The organism is Thalassotalea litorea (genome assembly GCF_005843925.1).
Classification (GTDB): domain Bacteria; phylum Pseudomonadota; class Gammaproteobacteria; order Enterobacterales; family Alteromonadaceae; genus Thalassotalea_A; species Thalassotalea_A litorea_A.
On the sequence record NZ_VCBC01000010.1, the window covers coordinates 1 to 20082 of the forward strand.

Here is a 20082-nt window from a genome sequence, read left to right on the forward strand (position 1 = left end):
GGTCGCCGACATACAACGTTCATCCATGAACCTGTCGGCATTAGTACGTCCTTGTACAGAATCGCTAGGCTCCTAATTAACGCAAAAAGCCCGAACCGAGGTCGTCGAAAATTGCTCCTCGATAACTGCTCCTGCGTTATTCTACCTGCATACATCCATGTATTTGTGCATTTTCGACATTCACTACATCCCTGTAGCTTTGCGACGTTTAACCATCCATGAAACGTCGCTTTACCGTCCATCCCTGGACATAATCGCTAGGCCGCGTAAATATTAAATATTAGTTGATGTATCATAGATATAGAAGCCTGCTCAGTTGAGCGGGCTTTTTACGTTTGAGGGAAGCTAGCGCAGATGGAGAAAATACTCCCCGCAGCAAATCATTAACCAGTACCGTCATTTCCAGACACTACTGGGGATCTAAAGCAAAAGCAGATCCCCACTTTCGTGAGGATGACGGAACAAAGTGCAAGCTAAAGCTCTAAAGGTGACAAACACAGCTAAAAACGCTGTGTTAGGGTGACAGCCGCAGCAAACAAGCCTGCGTCTGGTGACAAATCGAACTAAAGCTCTCCTAGGGTGACTACCCTTGCCGTCATTCCCAGACACTACTGGGAATCCAAAGCAAAGCAGATCCCCACTTTCGTGAGGATGACGGAACAAAGTGCAAGCTAAAGCTCTAAAGGTGACAAACACAGCTAAAAACGCTGTGTTAGGGTGACAGCCGCAGCAAACAAGCCTGCGTCTGGTGACAAATCGAACTAAAGTTCTCCTAGGGTGACTACCCTTGCCGTCATTCCCAGACACTACTGGGAATCTAAAGCAAAAGCAAATCCCCACTTTCGTGAGGATGACGAAGTTGAGTGTGAAGATGACGAAGTTGTCACCTAAAAACCTGCCGAGATTAAGGTTTTATCCACCCACGCAGTTGTCACCTAAAAACCTGCCGAGACTAAGGTTTTATCCACCTACTCAGTCGTCACCTAAAAACCTGCCGAGACTAGGGTTTTATCCACCTACGCAGTTGTCACCTAAAAACCTGCCGGAACTAAGGTTTTATCCACCCGCGAAGCCTCCACCTTCGAATCGTTTTTGATTCGACTCCACCCTCAAAATGTCTTTTATTTTGACTCCACCTTAAAACGCAGTTAACAACGCGTTTTACTACCTCCCTAAAATCTACCGAACCTATTCACAGAAAGGGAACCGCTCTAGGTCTCCCTTTTAATCGCATTTTCCAGTACACTTAGTTAACATTTGTATCACTTACCCTTCTTATGAGTAATCTTGGCTTAGCGATTGTATTTCTTACCGCTACGGTAATCGCCGTACCTTTTTTCACCCGCTTTAAACTAGGTTCAATTCTCGGCTATCTTGTTGCGGGAATTATCATTGGTCCATCGGTTTTAGGGCTTATCAATGACCCGGATCAAATTCTCCATTTTGCCGAATATGGCGTTGTATTTCTGTTGTTTATCATCGGTCTGGAGTTGGATCCGCAAAAGTTGTGGCGAATGCGCAACGACATTATCTTTATTGGTGGCGGACAGTTATTAATTACGACTTTAGTGATCTTTGGCGCGATTTTCTGGCTTCTTAATGATGGTCTAAAAGTGCCGCTTATCGTTGGTATGGCTTTAGCATTATCTTCAACGGCATTCGCGATTCAGTTAATGACCGAAAGGCGTGTACTTAATACCCCTCTGGGGCAAAAAGGCTTTTCGGTTTTATTAATGCAAGATATCGCGGTTATCCCGATTTTATTACTTGTGGAAGCTTTAGCCGGTCGCTCAAATCCAGATGCTCCAGCCTGGTGGGTATCCATTGCCGCCATTGTTTTCGTATTATTGTCAGGCCGATACTTTGTGAATCCATTTCTTCGAACGATGTCGCGCTATGGTAGCAGTGAGGTAATGACCGCCTCTGCATTATTAATTGTAATGGCGACGGCACTACTGATGCAGATGGTCGGTTTGTCGATGGGAATGGGGGCGTTTACTGCCGGTATTCTACTCGCCAATTCAAGCTTTCGTCACCAAATGGAAGTTGAGATATCACCATTTAAAGGCTTGTTATTGGGGCTATTCTTTATCGCGGTAGGCATGAAACTGGATTTAGGTTTACTACTCAAACAACCGACAACTATCGTTGGTGCAGCTGTGCTATTAATGGCGTTTAAAACATTAATCATTTATAGCTTGCTGCGTGCTAGTGGAGGCTTGAAAAGAGAGAAGTTTAAACTGGCGTTAATGCTATCTCAGGGTGGTGAATTTGCATTTGTCATTATGAGTTTTGCCCTTGGCCAGGGAATTATTTCCAGCGACATGAATAATTTGGTGACGATTGTGGTCAGCCTTTCGATGGCGTTAACCTCGCCATTAGTGCTCCTTGTCGATAAAGTCTTGAAAAGCAGTGGCAAAGATCAAAACTATGATCAGGAATCAGTAAGTCATGAGCCGGAAGTCATAATTGCCGGCTTTGGGCGATTTGGACAAATCACCGGGCGAATATTAACCGCCAACCGAATTCCGTTTACGGCGCTTGATTACAACGCCGAGCATATTGAATTTGTTAAACAGTTCGGGAACAAGGTTTTCTTTGGTGATGCCACAAACTTAAAACTGTTAAAAGCTGCGGGTCTAGAACATGCGAAAATTATGTTCATCGCCGCCGATAGTGATAAACATGGTTTTGCCATCGCGAAAACGGTACGCGAGCATTATCCAAATTTAAAAGTAATCGCCCGGGCGAAAAGCCGCTTAAGTGTTTTTAAATATCGCGAGATGGGCGTCGAAACCACCGTAAGAGAAATGTTTGAAAGTAGTTTGAAGGCGGCGCAAATTGTATTAGAAGAATATGGTATTGATGAAGGGCGAGCGGAGTTTATGGTTAAAGTGTTCCGCCGCCATGATGAAGAAATGTTAGAGCAAGCCTATCAAGCAAATGATAAGTATGATTTCGACGAGCTTCTCAAGGTTAATCGCAAGGGGCGCAAAGAGTTGGAGTCGCTATTTAATAACGACAAACTGGAATAGATGAATGGAAAAAATTCTGGTTAGCAGTTGCTTTCTTGGTAATCGAGTCCGATATGACGGTGAAGCCAAGGCATTAATGCATCCTCAATTGCAAACTTGGAAGCAGCAAGGTCGTCTTATCGTTCTTTGTCCTGAGGTGGCTGGTGGACTTTCAGTACCAAGAGCTCGTGCTGAGCAGCGTGATGGGGGTGTTATCGATGAATATGGTAACGATGTGAGTAAACAATTTTCTCTTGGGGCTCAGCAAGCATTAAGTTTATGTCAACATTATAAAATTAAATTCGCCCTATTAAAGGAGTACTCTCCATCCTGTGGCTCTACGTTAATTTACGATGGCACTTTCTCCGGCAAGAAAGTCGAGGGCAAGGGCGTAACCGCAGCATTGCTGCATCAACACAAGATAAAAGTATTTAGTGAAGAATCAGTGGAACAACTGGTCGCATTAATCAATAAACAAGAAGGCAACAATCAGTGAAGTTAATCAATTCTTTTATGGTATTGGCCATAACGCTCGGGCTTTTTGCTTGTAGTTCATCGACAAGCACATCAACACAAAAGCAATCTGCAAGTGATGCTCAACAATTGGCGCAAATCATTTCGGACGAGCAATCATTTCAGGACCGTCTCAATCCTTTTCGAAAAAACAGCGAAAATTTATACTACGACGTATCACCGCAAGCGCTCGAATCGCAGTATCAACAGCAACTGGCTCTGCGCGATAGATTGAACAATATTGATGTGACAAAACTATCCTCAGATAACCGGATAAATCATACCATTTTGCTTTATAAGCTGAATAACCAGATTGATAATTACCGCTATAAAGAACATTACATGCCTTTGACTGCCGAGGCGGGTTTTCATGCATATTTACCTTATATGGTGGATCGTTCGTCATTTAAAACGGTCGATGATTATGATACTTACCTCGCCAGGTTAAACCAAATACCGGAGTATTTTCAACAACAGGTCGCCTGGATGAAACTGGGTCTGGAAACCGGTCGCACTCAACCTAAGGTAGTATTGACAGGGTTTGAAGATAGTATCAGCGCGTTTATTGTAGAAGATGCGAAAAGCAGCCAGTTCTATCGTCCTTTTAAACAATTTCCTGAACATTTTGATCAGCAAACCCAGCAACGCCTCGCACAACAAGGGCAAAAGGCAGTAATGGAAATCATTAATCCTACCTATCAGGGGTTTTATGATTTTATGGTCCAGGACTATATTCCAAATGCGCGCACGAATATCGCCGCAACGTCTTTACCGGAAGGTAACGCTTTTTATCAAAACCGCATTGAATACTACACTACCTTAGATTTAACCGCAGAAGAAATCCATGAAATTGGACTTCAAGAAGTGGCTCGGATCCGTGCCGAGATGGAACAAATCATCGACTCTGTCGGCTTTCAGGGAACCTTTGCGGAATTTGTCGAGTTTCTACGTACGGATCCGCAGTTTTACGCAAAAACCGCAGAAGAGTTGTTAAAAGAAGCATCGTTTATCGCTAAAAAAATGGATGCACAACTTCCCAAATTATTTAAAACTTTACCTCGAACGCCTTACGGGGTTGTACCAGTACCAGCAAGCATTGCGCCTAAGTATACGACGGGCCGTTATTCCGGTCCGAGTCGTGATGATCAAGCTGGAGAATATTGGGTCAATACTTACGCCCTTGATCGACGCCCATTATATGTTTTAGAAGCTCTAACGCTACATGAAGCGGTTCCGGGCCATCATCTGCAAGGCTCTATTGCCAGAGAAATGAAAGATGTACCTAAATTCAGGCAGCGTACTTATATTTCTGCATTCGGTGAAGGCTGGGGGTTATATAGTGAGTATCTGGGGATAGAAGCGGGCTTTTATCAAGATCCATATTCTGACTTCGGCCGCTTAACTTACGAGATGTGGCGTGCAGCTCGATTGGTGGTAGATACAGGAATGCACAGTATGGATTGGTCTCGAGACAAGGCGATGGACTTCCTCGCAAGTAATACCGCTCTGTCGTTACACAACGTCAGAACCGAGATCGACCGCTATATCTCCTGGCCTGCTCAGGCACTGTCCTACAAGCTAGGTGAAATCAAAATTAAAGCTCTGCGGGCAAAAACGGAGCAGGCTCTGGGAGCGGATTTTGATATTCGTGAATTCCATGATGAGGTATTGAAAAATGGTTCCGTTCCCTTGTCTTTGTTAGAAGAGCTAATCGATGAATACATCAACAGCAAGAAATCTTAATTGTTGCTAATTGATTTTTATCGATTTTTGTATTCATTCATGACGTATTAACGCTCGCCTTTTCACGGGGGGCGTTATTACTATAAGTACAGGCTGATTGCACAATTCACTGTTATTCATAACCAGTCGGTTGCAACTTGTGTGGAGGTTTAAATGAACAAAGAAATCAATGGTGGCTGTTGTTGTGGAAGTGTCACTTTCAAGCTTGAAGATAACTTTGCTAAATTCTTTTTTTGCTATTGTGAACAGTGTCGAAAGTTAACGGGCTCTGCACACGCCGCCAACTTGTTTACTTCACCATCTAACATCGAATGGATAAAAGGCGAGGAAAAAATAAAACGCTATGATCACCCAACTCGCTCATTTGCTAGATCATTCTGCTCTGAGTGTGGCTCTGGCCTGCCATATTTGTCTCAAAGTGGTAAGTTTCTCATTGTCCCCGCAGGTTCTTTGAATGAAGAACCGAGCAAATCATTAGATGCTCAAATCTTCTGTGAAGAGCAAGCACAATGGCACAAGGTTGGTTTAAATGCGGTGAAGTTTGAAGGTTTTCCAAAATAAAAACACCGGGGATACATTCGAACAAATTATGCTCGCGACTATCTGGTACAAATAGTACAAAGGATTTGCTACAAAGAATTTCGTGTTAATGATGAATGCCAGGGAATACGTGCAAAGAGGCTAACACAACAATAATCCAGTTAAGTGAAAATGACGAAACTAACGGATTTATTTTAAATATATGGAATTTTAAACGAAACGTATGCGGGAATTTTTGTCGTAAATCTAATTGACAATACAAGACAATAGCAATTAATAGACAAGATAAAACAGAACGGGTCGATAGACCTAGAGATAAGACAAGGCGCGCAAAGTTACACAATCGATAGACAGGTTACGCTTTATAGGAAAAGCCCCCACTATTTCTTACTCGGCGGTCCCGCTGTCATAAGTTACTAATTTACACCATGAACGTATATAAATTAGTTACCCTTAGACCGGTAACTTTGCGTCCCTAGCTTTCACTAGGTTTGCCTTGGACGAGCTTGTCAGCTCTTGATTGTTATTATATGGATCGAATTCTTTCTGTAAACCCCTTTATGCAAATTAATTTTAACAAATCGCGCCATAATTATATAAGTGCTTGTTTATATTAAATAAAAAACTTTAAAAAAATGTGTGTTTTTTGATCTGTAAGTGAACGATGTTGATGGTTTGTTAAAATATGTAACCCAATTGTATGCATTAGTTCAGGTTTTGTTCGAGTTTTATATGAAATGCGCCAGTTCGAAGTGTTAGAATTTATCAGGTTCGTATAAATCACATTAGGAAGCGTGAATGAGTACAGTGTTAACCGAGTTATTAGGCCTGCTAAGCCTTGAAAAGCTCGATACTAATTTATTTCTAGGGCAAAGCCAGGATTTGGGGTTTAAGGCCGTATTCGGTGGCCAGGTTATTGGTCAGGCGCTATCGGCGGCAAAGCAAACTCTCAGTGACGAACGTAATCTTCACTCATTCCATTGCTATTTTTTACGGCCCGGGGATGCCACTAAACCGATTTCCTATCTGGTGGATATTACCCGTGACGGTAAGAGCTTTAGTACGCGTCGTGTACAGGCGATGCAAAACGGTAAAATCATTTACAATATGATGGCATCGTTTCAAATCGAAGAACAAGGGTTTGAGCATCAGGATATAATGCCTTCTGTCGCGCAACCAGAAGCGCTTAAAAGCCTGCATGAATTGCAGTTGAAGTATAAGCCACATATTCCCGAACATTTGCACAGTACTATTTTTGCAGAGCGCCCTATCGAATTTCGTCCGGTAAAAGAATACGACTGGTTAAATCCTCAAATATCCGAAGCTCGCAATCAGGTTTGGATGCGCGCCAAAGGCGATTTAGGTGATGACCCAAGAATCCATCGATATGTTTTGGGTTATGCATCCGATTATAATTTTCTACCCACTGCAGTGCATCCCCACGGAAAAAATATCTGGTCGAAAGATTTTCAGATAGCCACAATTGATCATGCGATGTGGTTTCACCGCGCTTTTCGATTTGATGACTGGCTGCTCTATGATATTGATAGTCCGTCCGCAAGTGGTGGCAGAGGGCTTGTACGCGGCAAAATATTTGACCGGCAGGGTCGTCTGGTCGCCTCGTCGATTCAGGAAGGGGTCATTCGCCAGTATTAGTACTGGCGGTGAACAGCACTGATGGGCATCAGTGGCGGATGGCGTTTTGCCAATCGTAGCCGGTAGGGTTTTGAAATAGTCGCAATTCAAATAGCGGTGCTATGGCAAATAGATGATCAAAGACATCTGCCTGAATCCCTTCATAATTTATCCAATTGGTATCATTACTGAAAAAATACAGTTCCAGGGATACGCCGGTTTCACTCGGTTTTAATTGCCTGACCATGCAGGTCATCTCAGGGTGTACTTTGGGATGACTCTGTAAGTATGCAGTGATATAGGCTCTAAACGTGCCGATATTGGTTAATTTTCTCAAATTTGGATTGCTGTCTTCCTGGTCAGGCTTTTGCGAATTATACGCCGCAACTTCCTGGTGTTTTTGCTTAAGGTAGGGCTCGAGCAATTCCAGTTTCAACAACTTTTCTAAAAGCTGTGCAGAGCAAAAATGCACACTGTTAAGATCAATCTGAATACAACGCTTGATTCTTCGACCACCAGAAGCTGTCATACCTCGCCAGTTTTTGAAAGACTCGCTAATTAACGCATAGGTTGGAATCGTTGTGACCGTATTGTCCCAGTTTTGCACTTTCACGGTGTTCAAAGCAATTTCCAATACATCGCCATCGGCGCCATATTGCGGCATCTCAATCCAGTCCCCCGGTGCCACCATTTTGTTGGCAGAAATTTGGACACTGGCAACCAGACCTTTAATCGTATCTTGAAAAACCAAAAGAAGGACTGCGGTTAATGCACCTAAACCGCTCAGTAGATAAATCGGTGATTTATCGACAACGGCCGCAATAGCCAAAATAATCGCGACAAGATAAACCGCTAGCTTAAGTACTTGAATGGTGGCATTTAAGGGTAAGTACTTTTCCTTGCTGGATTCTTGAAAGGCAGTATTGGTGACATTTAATAAGGAGCTGATGCTGCGAGCGACCTGAATCGCTAACGCAACTTTGGAAAAAACCTGAATAAAATTCAGTAATAATGGCTGCGTGTTGATAAATATCGGACTTAAGATCAACAAAATAGTGATTGGAACGAGCCAGGCTATACGGCTGAAAACGCTGTGCTGAATCAGTAAATCGTCCCATTTATTGGCAGACTTACTAACCAGTTTATGGACGAAATTAAGCACTTGATGCCTGGCAATATAAAAGCCGACCCAGCATAATGCGATAAGAATAATAATGCCAATACCCAGGGATACCGGGTCAATATAATTGGCAGGTAAGCCTTGTTCAACTAGCCAGTTTTGTACGTCAGTTATCAATTTTTTGCCCTTTCATTCAGCCTAAGTGAATTATCATATTGAATTTCATGTGGTTAAGCAAAGTTGAATGCTCGGCAAGCTAAATTTCGATACCCGCATCTTCAAGTCGTTTTTTCAAAGGTGCTAACTGCGATTCAAAGTGCCGCCACTTCTCTACGGAGTCGCGATACAACCCTTGTCGGACTTGACTTGCACTTGCCGTTGTACTTGCCTGACGGTTGTTTTGAAATTGCAGGCAGCTAGGTTCAAACTGTAAATCTAAATAGCTCAGCATCTCTTGAGTTTGGTGTTGAGGGTCACTGACCAGAGCTTCATAGCGAACCGTGTATAAATCGCTGCCTAAGGTATCCACCCAGTGCTGCATGAGCTGATGGTGGGCAACATAATATTGTCCAAGTTCGTCAAGAGAATAGGAGAAAGGATACCCCTGAGTGAATAAATGCTTATAAATGGCATAGCAGGTATCCATAGGGTTGCGCTGCACTAAAATCATTTTAGCATTCGGTATCGCCCCTTTAATAAGGCCGGCATTAAGAGAGTTTAAAGGTAACTTATCGATAAAATAGGGTTTTTGTTGCCAATACGAGCGCGTCGACTGCAAATAGGCCTGTCCCAGTTTTTCCGGTGCCAACTCACGGGAACTCCTGATGGATTGTAATTGGTCGCTTGGCTTTATATTAAGTTGTTCGGATATCTGTTGCATTAAATGCCAGGAAAAATAATTGAGCTCGCCGGCGCTGGTTACGTCTGAATGATTGCTGATAATACGTTCGACTAAGGTTGAGCCGGTCCGCGGTAAGCCAAAGATAAATATCGGTGTGGCGATTTGGGCCCGATCCTTGTCACTTGCACTTGCACTTTGACGCGACTGCTGTTTTAAACGGTCAAAGTATTGTTGATCAAATGCATTGCGTATCTCGGCTAAAGCGCGAATGTCGTTATTGACATCATAACGTATGCTTTGTCGTCTGCTATCGGCGCCAATTTTCAGCGACTTAAAGCTTGCAGAGTATTCTTGCAAATCTTCAAATTCTTTTGCCAGGCTGTAGCAAACCTGAGATTTTTGTAATGCGTTGAGCGCTTGCGTATTAAGCATGGATTGCAGTTGCTCAGTATGATTATTCTCAAGGGTTTGCTTTCTCAAACTCGAGCGCAATAAGAGGGCTTCGGTATCATTTGGGGATAATGCCAACGCTTCATCTAGGCTCTGTTCTGCTGCGCTGAGATCGCCGAGATAGCGTTGAACGGAGCCCAGATTAAAGTACAGTTGGGCCCTCGATTGCGGATTTTTTTCTGTGTTGAGCATGGCAAGATAACAATTTTGCGCAACATGATAGTCGGATAGTTTATTGCTGACCTCTGCGAGCTCGATAAGCTGATGCATTGTCTGGGGAAGTGTCTTTATGTGACTGAGTTCATTTCTGCCGTCGGTCAAGCGATTTAGTAACCACAACACATGCGCTTTATGAATTCGCCAATCGACCATTTGCGGGGAAATGTTTACGGCTTTTTCAATACAGTGTAATGCCTCACCTGCCTTTTTTAACTGAAACAATAAAAAACTGAACGCATACCAGCCATGGTCATAATCTTCATATTTCTGGGTAAATAATTTGCATTCGTGTAATGCTTTTTGCGCGGCTCGTTGATTAATCAAATGCCAGATATGATCTAACTGTTGCTCTCGTTGCTTGTGTGCAATCACTGTCGCTTGATTGTTAATTACTGTATCGGTAGAGGTCATGGTTTATTCGTTGGGTTTTTAATCTACTTTAACCAAGTTGTTCGCGCTTGGGAATAGCCCAATAAAAAGAGCCAGGCTAAGCTGGCTCTTTTATATTCGGTGTTATCGGCAACTAGAAACGATACGTTGCTGCGACCCCTATGGTACGCGGTAAGCTGATGTAATCCTTAGAAGAGTTTCCATAGAAATTCTCGCTTGGATCCGTACCCATATGTCCTTGAGTAACGGAACCGGTCACCCCTTCTTCATTGCCAATGTTCTTGATGTATAAACTCACATCCCAGTTTTCCGTACTTAAACGTGTACTGGCATTAAACAAGGCAAAGCTGTCGATTTCTGCCTGACGAGGATTTGCATCCGGGCCACTCACGTCTCCATACCAGTTTAAAGAATCCGATTGGTAATACATATTGGCATTGGTAATCCAGTACCAACCATTATCAAGACTGTAGGTGTAATCAAGGCTAAAACTTAGTGTATGTTCAGGTGCCAGAGGTAATTGTGCGCCGTCTTCGGCGGTCACTGACAGAGGATCTTCCACCCAAACCGGAGAAGGCGTTAAGAAATCGCCGGTAAGCTCAGCATTAACATAGGCATAACCAAGTACGTAGCGAAGATCTTCCCCTAGGTAACCCTGTAATTCCAATTCCAGACCGGATGTTTCCGCCGAATCACCATTAGCGACCGTAAAGAAACCCCAGGAAGACGCCGTATTTAGTTGCGGATCCTGCCAGTCCATAAGGAAGAGTGACGCCGTGTATCCGTGATTGTTGTCACCTAAAAACCCTTTTACACCCACTTCATAGTTGGTGGTTGAATCCGAAAAGTATTGTTGCCATTCCGGACGTTCTTCCAGGCTGCCATCGAGTGGCACCGCGTTCGCACCACCGCGACGATAACCCTCAGCAACCGTTGCATACAGCATGGTGTCTTCACCAATATCCCAGGAAACGTTCGCTTTGAACAGGGTGTCGCTGTCATCTTCACCAAAGCTTGGCTCGTCGCCTAGGTATGGCCAAATCGGTAGCGAAAGCGTGGTGTCATTATTCGATTCATTCTCAAACGTACGTAAACCAAAAGTGGCACGGAAATCATCGGTAAAGTGATAGGTCAATTCACCAAATATTGCGGTATCTTTAAAGCTTTCGTCACGTACATAATGGAAATCATTGTCGGTATAGACCATGCCAAAATCGGCCATGATACCCCACCAGTCAAAGGCGGCGTTTGCCCATTGCTGATAACCTGGCATAAAACTATCTTGATAAACTTTACGGTCCTGATCCATATAATACAAACCTACGACCCAGTCCATATTGGCAACGCGCTCATTTGATACCAGACGTAACTCCTGAACAAAGGCTTCTTCTTCATAGCCACGAGTCGCGATAGCAATGGGTCGAGGTGCACCATAGTACAAGCCGGTAAACCATTTTTGTTGTGCATAAAACCCGGAGTTATCACTTAATGCTTCACCATCGTTCTCATACATTGAAGAAGATGACGTTAAGGTAGCAAAGCCCAAATTCCATTCGATTTCCAATGCAGTGAGCGACACATCTCGCTCTGATGGTTCAAGCACAACGGCGCCATTTTCGTATTCGCCATATTCGGTCGCAACACGCTCGCCATCGACTTCTTCAGTCCAGTGAACACCACGAGTCACTTGTCTTCGGCCACCGATTTCATCACTTTGATACTGGTAAGACAGTAAGAAGTTGAGGTTGTCCGTCGCTTCGAAGCCAAGAGCCACGCGACCGTAGTCAATCTCGACCGTATCCGCGTCTTCTTTGCTTGTGAATACCGGGTCACCCGTTGCAATGTCGCCATTGCTTGGTACTGGGGTCATTTGTCCTTCATCACGCGAATAAACACTACCGCTACCATAATCTACGGGTTGCAGCTCATACAAGGTGGTGTAATCGATGACGCCATCATTATCGATTTTTCCGAAATTGCCTCGAAACGCGAATTTATCGCCAAGTGGGATATTAAGTACCACATCACCGGTTAGGTTGTTGCCTTCAGAGCCGTCGGTTTGGCTGTAGGTTAAGTTCACACTGCCGCTGAACTCGTCCGTGTCCGGGCGGTTCATCCGATACTTGACGGTACCCGCCAATGAGCCAGACCCATAAAGAGTCCCTTGTGGGCCCCTAAGTACCTCAACTTGCTCAATGTCTTTGAGAATAAAGTTAGCAAATATCGGTGTTTCATTGACATAGGTTGCGACGGTAGGAACCGCCGAAAGCGGCACATCGCCGTTCGCACCACTATCGACGTTGACACCGCGAATCACGATGGAGTTGACGGTACCTGAATTTCGATAGCCGCGATCAACAACCGTGATACCTGCAACATTACGCATCAACTCGCTGGCATCGACGATTTGATTGTTCTCCAGCTCTTCGCCAGATACTGCGGAAATATTGTATGGAACCTCTTTGATGTTTTGGGCGCGTCGGTTGGCGGTTACTTCAATGACTTCCATACCAGATTGTTGTGCGCTTTCTTCGGCAATTGCGACAGGCGAACCGGCGAGTAAGCCAGCAGAACTCAGTGCAATAGCAACTTGTGAAAGCTTGAAACTCAGGTTTTTATTGTTGATCTTCATGGATTTTTTCTCGCTTGCTTTTTTATTAATGTATTTGTTTAATCTTTTTAGGGTTAGTACCAGAATTAATTTTCTGATGAGTCCAGAATGCGACTTCCTGGTTTTTGCAACGGCCCAAGCTTGCTTAACGCACTGGCGCTCAGTTTTTCGTGGTATTGCGGAAATTCAATTTGCTTATCACGAAAACTTTTTAATGGTTGTCCCAGGCCTTGCCAGCCTTGTTCTCTCACGCGGCGCACGTAGTCAAAGTCGACTTCAAATAAAATTAATTCCTGATTGGTCTCCGCCTGATGAATCACTTCCCCTCCTGGGCCGACTATGATGGATTTACCAACCGCCATTTCACCGGCGCCATTGACATCCACCATATAACATTGATTTGTTGCGGCACTGGCTCGGCAAATGGATAATTCCACGTCGCGATCAATCGTATTGGTCAGGGTTGGGTGAAGAATGACTTCCGCCCCTTGGTAGCAAAGAGCACGAATGGTTTCCGGAAACCACATGTCATAACAAATTGAAATTCCAAAACAACCGACACCGGGAATATTAAACGTAGTGAATTCGTTACCGCTGGAGATGCCGCTTTCATAAGGCAAGAATGGGTAAATTTTCTGGTAACGACAAATGACCTCACCATTTGGATCAATCACTGAGCAAGTGTTATATACCTTGTCATCAATTCGCTGATAGAGTGAGCCGGTCACCAGATAGATGTTATTTTCCAATGCGAGCTGGCAATAGCGCTGCTCGGCGTCACCGGGCATGGTTTGCGCGAAACGAGGCGCGGCTCCAAATGTAGCAAGCTCCGAAAGAACCACCATATCCAGTTGTGCGAAACGTTTTTTCGCTGACACTACCTGCTGATGAATACGGTAGAAGTTATCTTCGTTGTTGACGAGATTAAGTTGTAACCCGGCAATCATAAATGTCGACATGTAGAAGCCTCTCCTTGTCCTACGGGGGAAAATTGGAAATCGCTTCTACGTTAAGAAATTTAGAGAAAAGTGGGTAGAGCCAGTTATTGTTTTTTGGTTAAGCCAAGCACCGGATTCGATGGTGCCAAAGGCGTTTTTTTGGTAAAAAATGCGGAATCGACGAGCTTATTATTCCGTAGCCAGAAAATTTGCTTGCCTTGAACGGCAATATTAAAACCCAGCACTTCGCCATACGACCAGTTCTTCCATTGCCGGTACCAGGTGTTGCCTTCCAACCACCACTGCCCTTCATCGGTTTTTTCATTGTGATGCCCTTCCCAACCGCGCATGCTGCCATCGGCGGAAAGTTTTATGCGATAAGGTTCACCAAAAACGGTTCGACCGATAAATTCGCAGTTGGCGAGAAAGTCAGCTAAACCGTCATGGCTGAGAAATTGCGCTTGTTGTGGCAAAGACTCCACCTCGGTATCATGATTTTTCCAGAAAATTTGTGCCAGTAACTCGACGCCCGAGCGGATTTTATCGACCTCGATACTGCTTACACCCAACCGAAAGTGATGCTCTGGTTTGTTTTCTTTACCGTAATAACGGGTAACGGATTCTATTAGTATTCCTTTCTTTGCGGCTTGCGTAGCAAACTGCTGACTGTTGAGGTGCTTAGGCCCTTTGATCCAGCAAGCACTGCCACCAACACTGTGTGAAGTGACAATTGCCGTTGGTAAGTAATGATTAAGCGCTTCGCGCAGTTCCTGCCAACGCAATTGCAGAGTCTGGTTAATTTTACGCATGACCGTGTCGTAATAGCCTAGGGAGATAAACAATGCCATGGTGCGTTGATTGTTTGCTGGCGGATGCCGAATCGATAATGATCTTAGATTTCTCGCCGCTTTGATAAACTCAGCACTGGCAACCATATAACCGATTCTCAGACCTGGTGCGACAACCTTAGAAAAACTGGAGAGATAGATGACACGGTTTTGTGAGTCCAGACTTTTAATCGCCGGGTGGGGATTGCTGACAAAATTGGCTTCGCACTCATAATCATCTTCAATAATGATGAAGTCATGCTCGTTCGCTTTGGCAATTAATTGTTCTCGCCGTGACTGAGATAAGGTAACAGCAGTCGGTACTTGATGACTTGGGGTCGTGTAGACGGCGTCAATGTGATTATTAATCTCCTCAACCATAATGCCTTTATTATCGACATCAACCAAATCAACCGCCGCGTCTCGATGTTCGGCTAATTTTCTCATCCCCGAATAGCCAGGTTCCTCCATTGCCAAAAGTGTTTGTTCGTTCAGTAATAACTCACTGAGCAAGTACAACCCTTGTTGCGATCCTATGGTGATTAAAATTTCTTCTGGCTGGGCAAAAATACCTCGCCTTGGCAGTACTTTGGTGCGAATTTCTTCAATCAGGAATAAATCGTCTTGGGAACCACTATCACTGGCCCAGGTTCCTATTTCATTGACGTTCATCGTTAACCGGGAGCATTCCCGCCAGGGGTTAACCGGGAACAGGGTTAAATCGAATTGACCGGCGATAAATGGATAGGGGTATTCTTGCCAGTTATCTGGATAGGGAGGGAGAGATTTATTGTTATTCAGGATTTTTATCCGATTCGACCAGTGACACTGTTCGCCGCTCGGTTGAATTTTTTCGGCTTGGTCAAAGCGTGAATCAGGACATTCGTTGACATAAATACCGCTACGCTCTTTCGATATCAAATAGCCTTCATCGGTAAGTTGTTGATAGGCGAAAACAACAGTATTGCGAGCGACATCCAATTGTTCGGCAAGTTTTCGCGACGATGGCATTTTACTGCCTGCGGGAAAATAGCCATGGTTAATCGCTTCGATTAGCTTTTGCTTTATTTGTTGTTGTAAGCTGATATTGGTATCAGCGTCTAGCGCGAAAAGATGCTGTAGCATAACCTAACATATAATTATTGTTTATAAATTAGACTACTCAACATCCGTCACTGATGCAACTTAAGAAAATTCAAGTATTTAACTCTTGCTTGTAACCCCTGTTTTTTATCGGATTTTAGGGGTTTTGTCCAACAAGCGAGATGGCCACCAGGCTGCGATCATCGACAGCACCAAAACCAGCGCAGCGATATTAATCAATACGGTATAGCTAAAGCCGGTAACCATTAAGGCGGCGACCAAAGGTCCGGAGGCAAGTCCCATTTTCGAGGCAAACCCCCCTAACGCCGCCATTTGACCTTGTTGATCAAACTCGGCACACAAACCAAGAATATAGGGGATCACAAAGGCCCAGGCAATGGCGATATTAATGTTGGCGAGCCAAAATGCCCATTCTTGTTCGGCATAATGTAAGCCTAAGGTGCTAATTGCAGTGAAGATGATGCCAATGGTTAAAGGCAAGCCTCTGCCAACGCGGGTCGATAGCCAAACGACTAACAATGAGCCGAGAATACCAAACCAGGCAGACACGCCGATAATGGTCGATATCAGTTCAGTTTCTAACCCCGCGACTTTACCTAACTCAATAATGAAGGCATACAGCCCCATATTTGCCGCCTGAAATAAAAATAGGGCAAGCAACGCAGCTGACAATGGTAATTTACGGATTGATTGTGGCTTTCCTTTTACTGGGTTTGCATTCTTATCGTATTGAGGAATGAAGGGCAGCATGCATAAGGTAATGAGTGAAAATGCAATCAGTGAAGAAAACAGCACCGCGGTGCCAAATTCTGGGACCAGCGGCGGAATAAAAATTACCCCGACCCCACCTAAACCAAACTGTACCAATAACAAAATACCAAACGTTTTATCGGCTTCTTTGGTGCGGGCAATAATAGAGAAGCCAACACCGACCAGTAAGCCGCCGATGGCGCCGTGGAGAAACCTCATTACCATCAGGAGCAGTGGTTCGGCGATGAAAATGGAGATTAAATCTGCAACGATTAGGGCAAAAAGTAGCACTACTGAGGTTTTCCGCCAGGACCAAATTTTGACAATAAATACGGCGGCAAAGGCTCCAAGCGCAGCACCATATACATTAAAAGCAGCAACCAGTCCGGCATCTTCTTTATTAAATCCCAGAGCTTCAATAAGCCCTGAAACTAAAGCGGGCATGATATTGACATAAAATAATCCTGCCGTTGCTAAAAAGGCTAACATGGTGCGCGCCAGCATGCCATTGCGATCGACATTGTTTCCCCAGGATAACCAGGAATTGTTACTCACGTCATTGTCGATTGGCACCGATTGCGATGGCTGCATATTACATCCCTATATAAGTTAGAGTTAGACAGGCTTTTCCCGTTGGATGTTTTCAGATTAACATTATCAAATTCGCTTGTTAGCTCCAGATCTGATTTTTTTTGAGTCCAGTTTTGTTTTGTATTCTGAAAAGCCAGTAAAAACAAGGGATTTACCGTAATTTACACTTGCTTAACAGCAGTGTTTTTTTTATGCTGATTTGGTTGGAATTTTCTACTCGCACAGATATTTATCGCCCCAGCGAGGACTCTCTTCAAATGACTAACTGGTGTGAAGCAATTAAACCTGGGTGGCAAAGTAATGCAGTACAAACGTATCGTAGTAAAAGTAGGCAGCGCACTGGTATCCCCAGACGGGCAAGGCTGTTCAGGAAAACATGTTCTGGCGATTGCCGGATTTATTAGTGCCTGTCATCAACGTGAAATCGAAGTGATTTTAGTCTCCTCTGGCAGTGTTGCTGCTGGTCGAAGTCATATCGCCCATGGTTCGAATAACCCTTCCATCGCCGCAAAACAGGCGATGGCAGCCGTTGGCCAAATGCAAATGATGGCGAACTGGCAACGCTTTTTCGATTTTTCCTGCTCACAACTTTTAATCACTCATGGTGACTTAAAAGATCGCAAGCGCTATCTCAATATTAAAAATACCGTGCGGGTGTTACTGGAAAACCGAGCCTTACCGATTATTAATGAAAACGATACTGTGGCAACTCAGGAATTGAAAGTGGGCGATAACGACAATCTGGCGGCATTGGTTGCCATGGTGGTTGATGCCGATGCTTTGCTAATTTTAAGCGATGTCGATGGCGTTTTTGATAAAGATCCGAGAAAATTTGGTGATGCCAAACTAATACCTGTAATCGATGAAATTACCCAGGAAATTTATGACTTGGCGGGTGGTACGAGTAATCACTTAGCCACGGGAGGCATGGCGACCAAGATCCAGGCTGCGGACAAAGCGTGCCAACAAGGCATTGATACCTATATTGTAAATGGCACTATGCCTTATGGGTTTGAACAGCTGTTAAAAAATGAAAACCCTGGCACCCATTTTATTGCCAAAGGCAACAACCTGACGGCAAAAAAACAGTGGCTGAAAAATACCTTAAAAAGTGCTGGCGCAGTCCATGTCGATAAAGGCGCAGTGAATGCGCTACAACAAAGCGGTGCGTCATTATTGCCTATCGGTGTGAAAGGATTGACCGGCGATTTTGCCAAGGGTGCGGCCATTGACATTATTTACCTGGATGGTGCGTTACCAAAAGTGATTGGTAAAGGCATTTGCCAATATTCCAGTGCGGACTTAGCGCGAATTCAAGGCAAAGGCAGTCAGCATATTGAGGACATTCTGGGGTATTGTCCCAGTCAAGAAGTGATTCATCGAGATGATTTTGTGCTGAGCAAAAAAGCTTGAATGAATCCGAATCAATAAGCAAATGACTCTGCAAATTCATTATGAATGTAACGATCAATTTAACGAACAATGTAACTTTCAATCTAATTTAATGGTCCATGAAGAAACATTATGAGTGACGTATCCCAATTTGATATCGCCAGCCTTGCCAAAAAGGCACGCCAGGCAAGCCCAGTTGTGGCGCAGTTAACCACAACTCAAAAAAATAACATCTTAATGGCTATGGCAGCGAAAGTCCGTGCGGAAAAATCCATGCTTATTGGTGAGAACAGTAAAGATATTGATGCAGGCAAGAGCAAAGGTCTCACTGATGCCATGCTAGACAGGTTGTTATTGACCGATGCTCGTATTGAAGGTATTGCTGGCGCTATCGAAGAAATCGTTGCACTAGCCGATCCCGTTGGCAGTGTTAGTGGTTTGAAAAAGCGTCCCAATGGTATTGAAGTTGGCAAGATGCGTATTCCATTGGGTGTGATTGCGATGATTTATGAAGCGCGTCCAAATGTGACTGCGGAAGCCGCTGCGCTTTGTTTGAAATCAGGCAATGCGGTGATTTTGCGGGGCGGCTCGGAGGCCGTGCATAGTAACCGGGCGATTTCCAATTTGTGGCACCAAGTATTGCAGGATTTTGCCATTCCGACAGAAATCATCACCATAGTGCCAAATACTGATCGCAATGTTATCACTGAGTTACTAACGCTCAATGAGTATATTGATCTGGTGATTCCTCGTGGTGGCGAAGCCCTGATCCGTTATGTCAGCGACAACTCACGAATTCCCGTCATTCAGCATTATAAAGGGGTTTGTCATCTGTATATCGATAATGACGCCGATTTAGGACAAGCCATTGAAATTCTGGTCAATGGTAAGACACAACGTCCAAGTGCCTGCAATGCTATCGAAACGTTATTGGTGCATAGTGATATTGCCGCTACGTTTTTACCGAATGCGGCTCAGGCATTGGCGCCATTTGCGGTGAAAGTTCATAGCTGTGAGCAAAGTTCTCAGTATTTTGATAATGCCGAGCTTGCCACCGAAGATGATTACCATGCTGAGTATCTGGCTCAGGAAGTGGCGGTTCGGGTGGTATCCGATTTTGATAGTGCGATTGCCCATATTCAGCAATACAGCTCCGATCATACTGAGGTCATTGTGACTCAAAACTATCAACGCTCCCGGGAATTTATTCGTCGAATCAATTCCTCAGTGGTAATGGTAAATGCATCCTCGCGATTCTCTGATGGTGGTGAGTTAGGTCTTGGCTCTGAAATCGGTATCTCTACCTCAAAACTTCATGCGTTTGGGCCTATGGGTTTGCAAGCACTTACCACCGAGAAATTCATCGTCTATGGTGACGGCCAGGTACGCAGTTAATACATCAGT

At 44.3% G+C, this 20082-nt stretch carries 13 protein-coding genes and 1 riboswitch; of the genes, 7 read left to right on the top strand and 6 right to left on the bottom strand.

Translation table 11 applies throughout. The features are described from left to right. Positions 1-1277 precede the first annotated feature (1277 nt). The 5 genes from FE810_RS10675 to tesB all read left to right on the top strand — a co-directional run bounded on the left by FE810_RS10675 (position 1278) and on the right by tesB (position 7466). Complete coding sequence (locus FE810_RS10675; RefSeq protein ID WP_138320051.1) at positions 1278-3035, top strand: monovalent cation:proton antiporter-2 (CPA2) family protein; 1758 nt, start codon at positions 1278-1280, stop codon at positions 3033-3035. Between the two features lie 4 nt (positions 3036-3039). Continuing rightward, the gene (locus tag FE810_RS10680) at positions 3040-3510 is read left to right on the top strand and encodes a 2-thiouracil desulfurase family protein (protein WP_138320052.1); all 471 of its coding nucleotides are present in this window, start codon (positions 3040-3042) and stop codon (positions 3508-3510) included. A gap of 17 nt (positions 3511-3527) precedes the next feature. Next, on the top strand, positions 3528-5270 hold the full coding sequence (locus tag FE810_RS10685) for a DUF885 domain-containing protein (protein ID WP_138320203.1): 1743 nt from the start codon (positions 3528-3530) through the stop codon (positions 5268-5270). Between the two features lie 153 nt (positions 5271-5423). Beyond that, positions 5424-5831, top strand: coding sequence for a GFA family protein (locus tag FE810_RS10690; RefSeq protein ID WP_138320053.1), 408 nt, complete (start codon positions 5424-5426; stop codon positions 5829-5831). 369 nt (positions 5832-6200) lie between these two features. Beyond that, positions 6201-6316, bottom strand: a riboswitch (cyclic di-GMP riboswitch). Positions 6317-6608: 292 nt separating this feature from the next. Next, positions 6609-7466 (top strand): acyl-CoA thioesterase II, encoded by an 858-nt coding sequence (gene tesB, locus FE810_RS10695; RefSeq protein WP_138320054.1) that lies wholly within the window; start codon positions 6609-6611, stop codon positions 7464-7466. 28 nt (positions 7467-7494) lie between these two features. Here the strand turns inward: tesB and FE810_RS10700 are convergent, their stop codons facing one another. The 6 genes from FE810_RS10700 to FE810_RS10725 all read right to left on the bottom strand — a co-directional run bounded on the left by FE810_RS10700 (position 7495) and on the right by FE810_RS10725 (position 17286). Then, complete coding sequence (locus FE810_RS10700) at positions 7495-8742, bottom strand: mechanosensitive ion channel family protein (protein ID WP_246037023.1); 1248 nt, start codon at positions 8740-8742, stop codon at positions 7495-7497. A 79-nt stretch (positions 8743-8821) separates the two neighbouring features. Further along, positions 8822-10486 (bottom strand): tetratricopeptide repeat-containing sulfotransferase family protein, encoded by a 1665-nt coding sequence (locus FE810_RS10705; protein ID WP_138320055.1) that lies wholly within the window; start codon positions 10484-10486, stop codon positions 8822-8824. A gap of 112 nt (positions 10487-10598) precedes the next feature. Next, complete coding sequence (locus FE810_RS10710; RefSeq protein WP_138320056.1) at positions 10599-13097, bottom strand: TonB-dependent receptor; 2499 nt, start codon at positions 13095-13097, stop codon at positions 10599-10601. Between the two features lie 65 nt (positions 13098-13162). Beyond that, on the bottom strand, positions 13163-14035 hold the full coding sequence (locus tag FE810_RS10715; protein WP_138320057.1) for a carbon-nitrogen hydrolase family protein: 873 nt from the start codon (positions 14033-14035) through the stop codon (positions 13163-13165). Between the two features lie 83 nt (positions 14036-14118). After that, entirely contained in the window at positions 14119-15966 is a 1848-nt protein-coding gene (pdxR, locus tag FE810_RS10720) for a MocR-like pyridoxine biosynthesis transcription factor PdxR (RefSeq protein ID WP_138320058.1), read from the bottom strand. 105 nt (positions 15967-16071) lie between these two features. Next, on the bottom strand, positions 16072-17286 hold the full coding sequence (locus tag FE810_RS10725) for an MFS transporter (RefSeq protein WP_212744499.1): 1215 nt from the start codon (positions 17284-17286) through the stop codon (positions 16072-16074). Positions 17287-17586: 300 nt separating this feature from the next. On the opposite strand from FE810_RS10725, the gene proB reads away from it, so the two are divergent. Continuing rightward, complete coding sequence (proB, locus tag FE810_RS10730; RefSeq protein WP_138320059.1) at positions 17587-18699, top strand: glutamate 5-kinase; 1113 nt, start codon at positions 17587-17589, stop codon at positions 18697-18699. 111 nt (positions 18700-18810) lie between these two features. Next, positions 18811-20073 (top strand): glutamate-5-semialdehyde dehydrogenase, encoded by a 1263-nt coding sequence (locus FE810_RS10735; RefSeq protein ID WP_138320060.1) that lies wholly within the window; start codon positions 18811-18813, stop codon positions 20071-20073. The last annotated feature ends 9 nt before the right edge of the window (positions 20074-20082 follow it).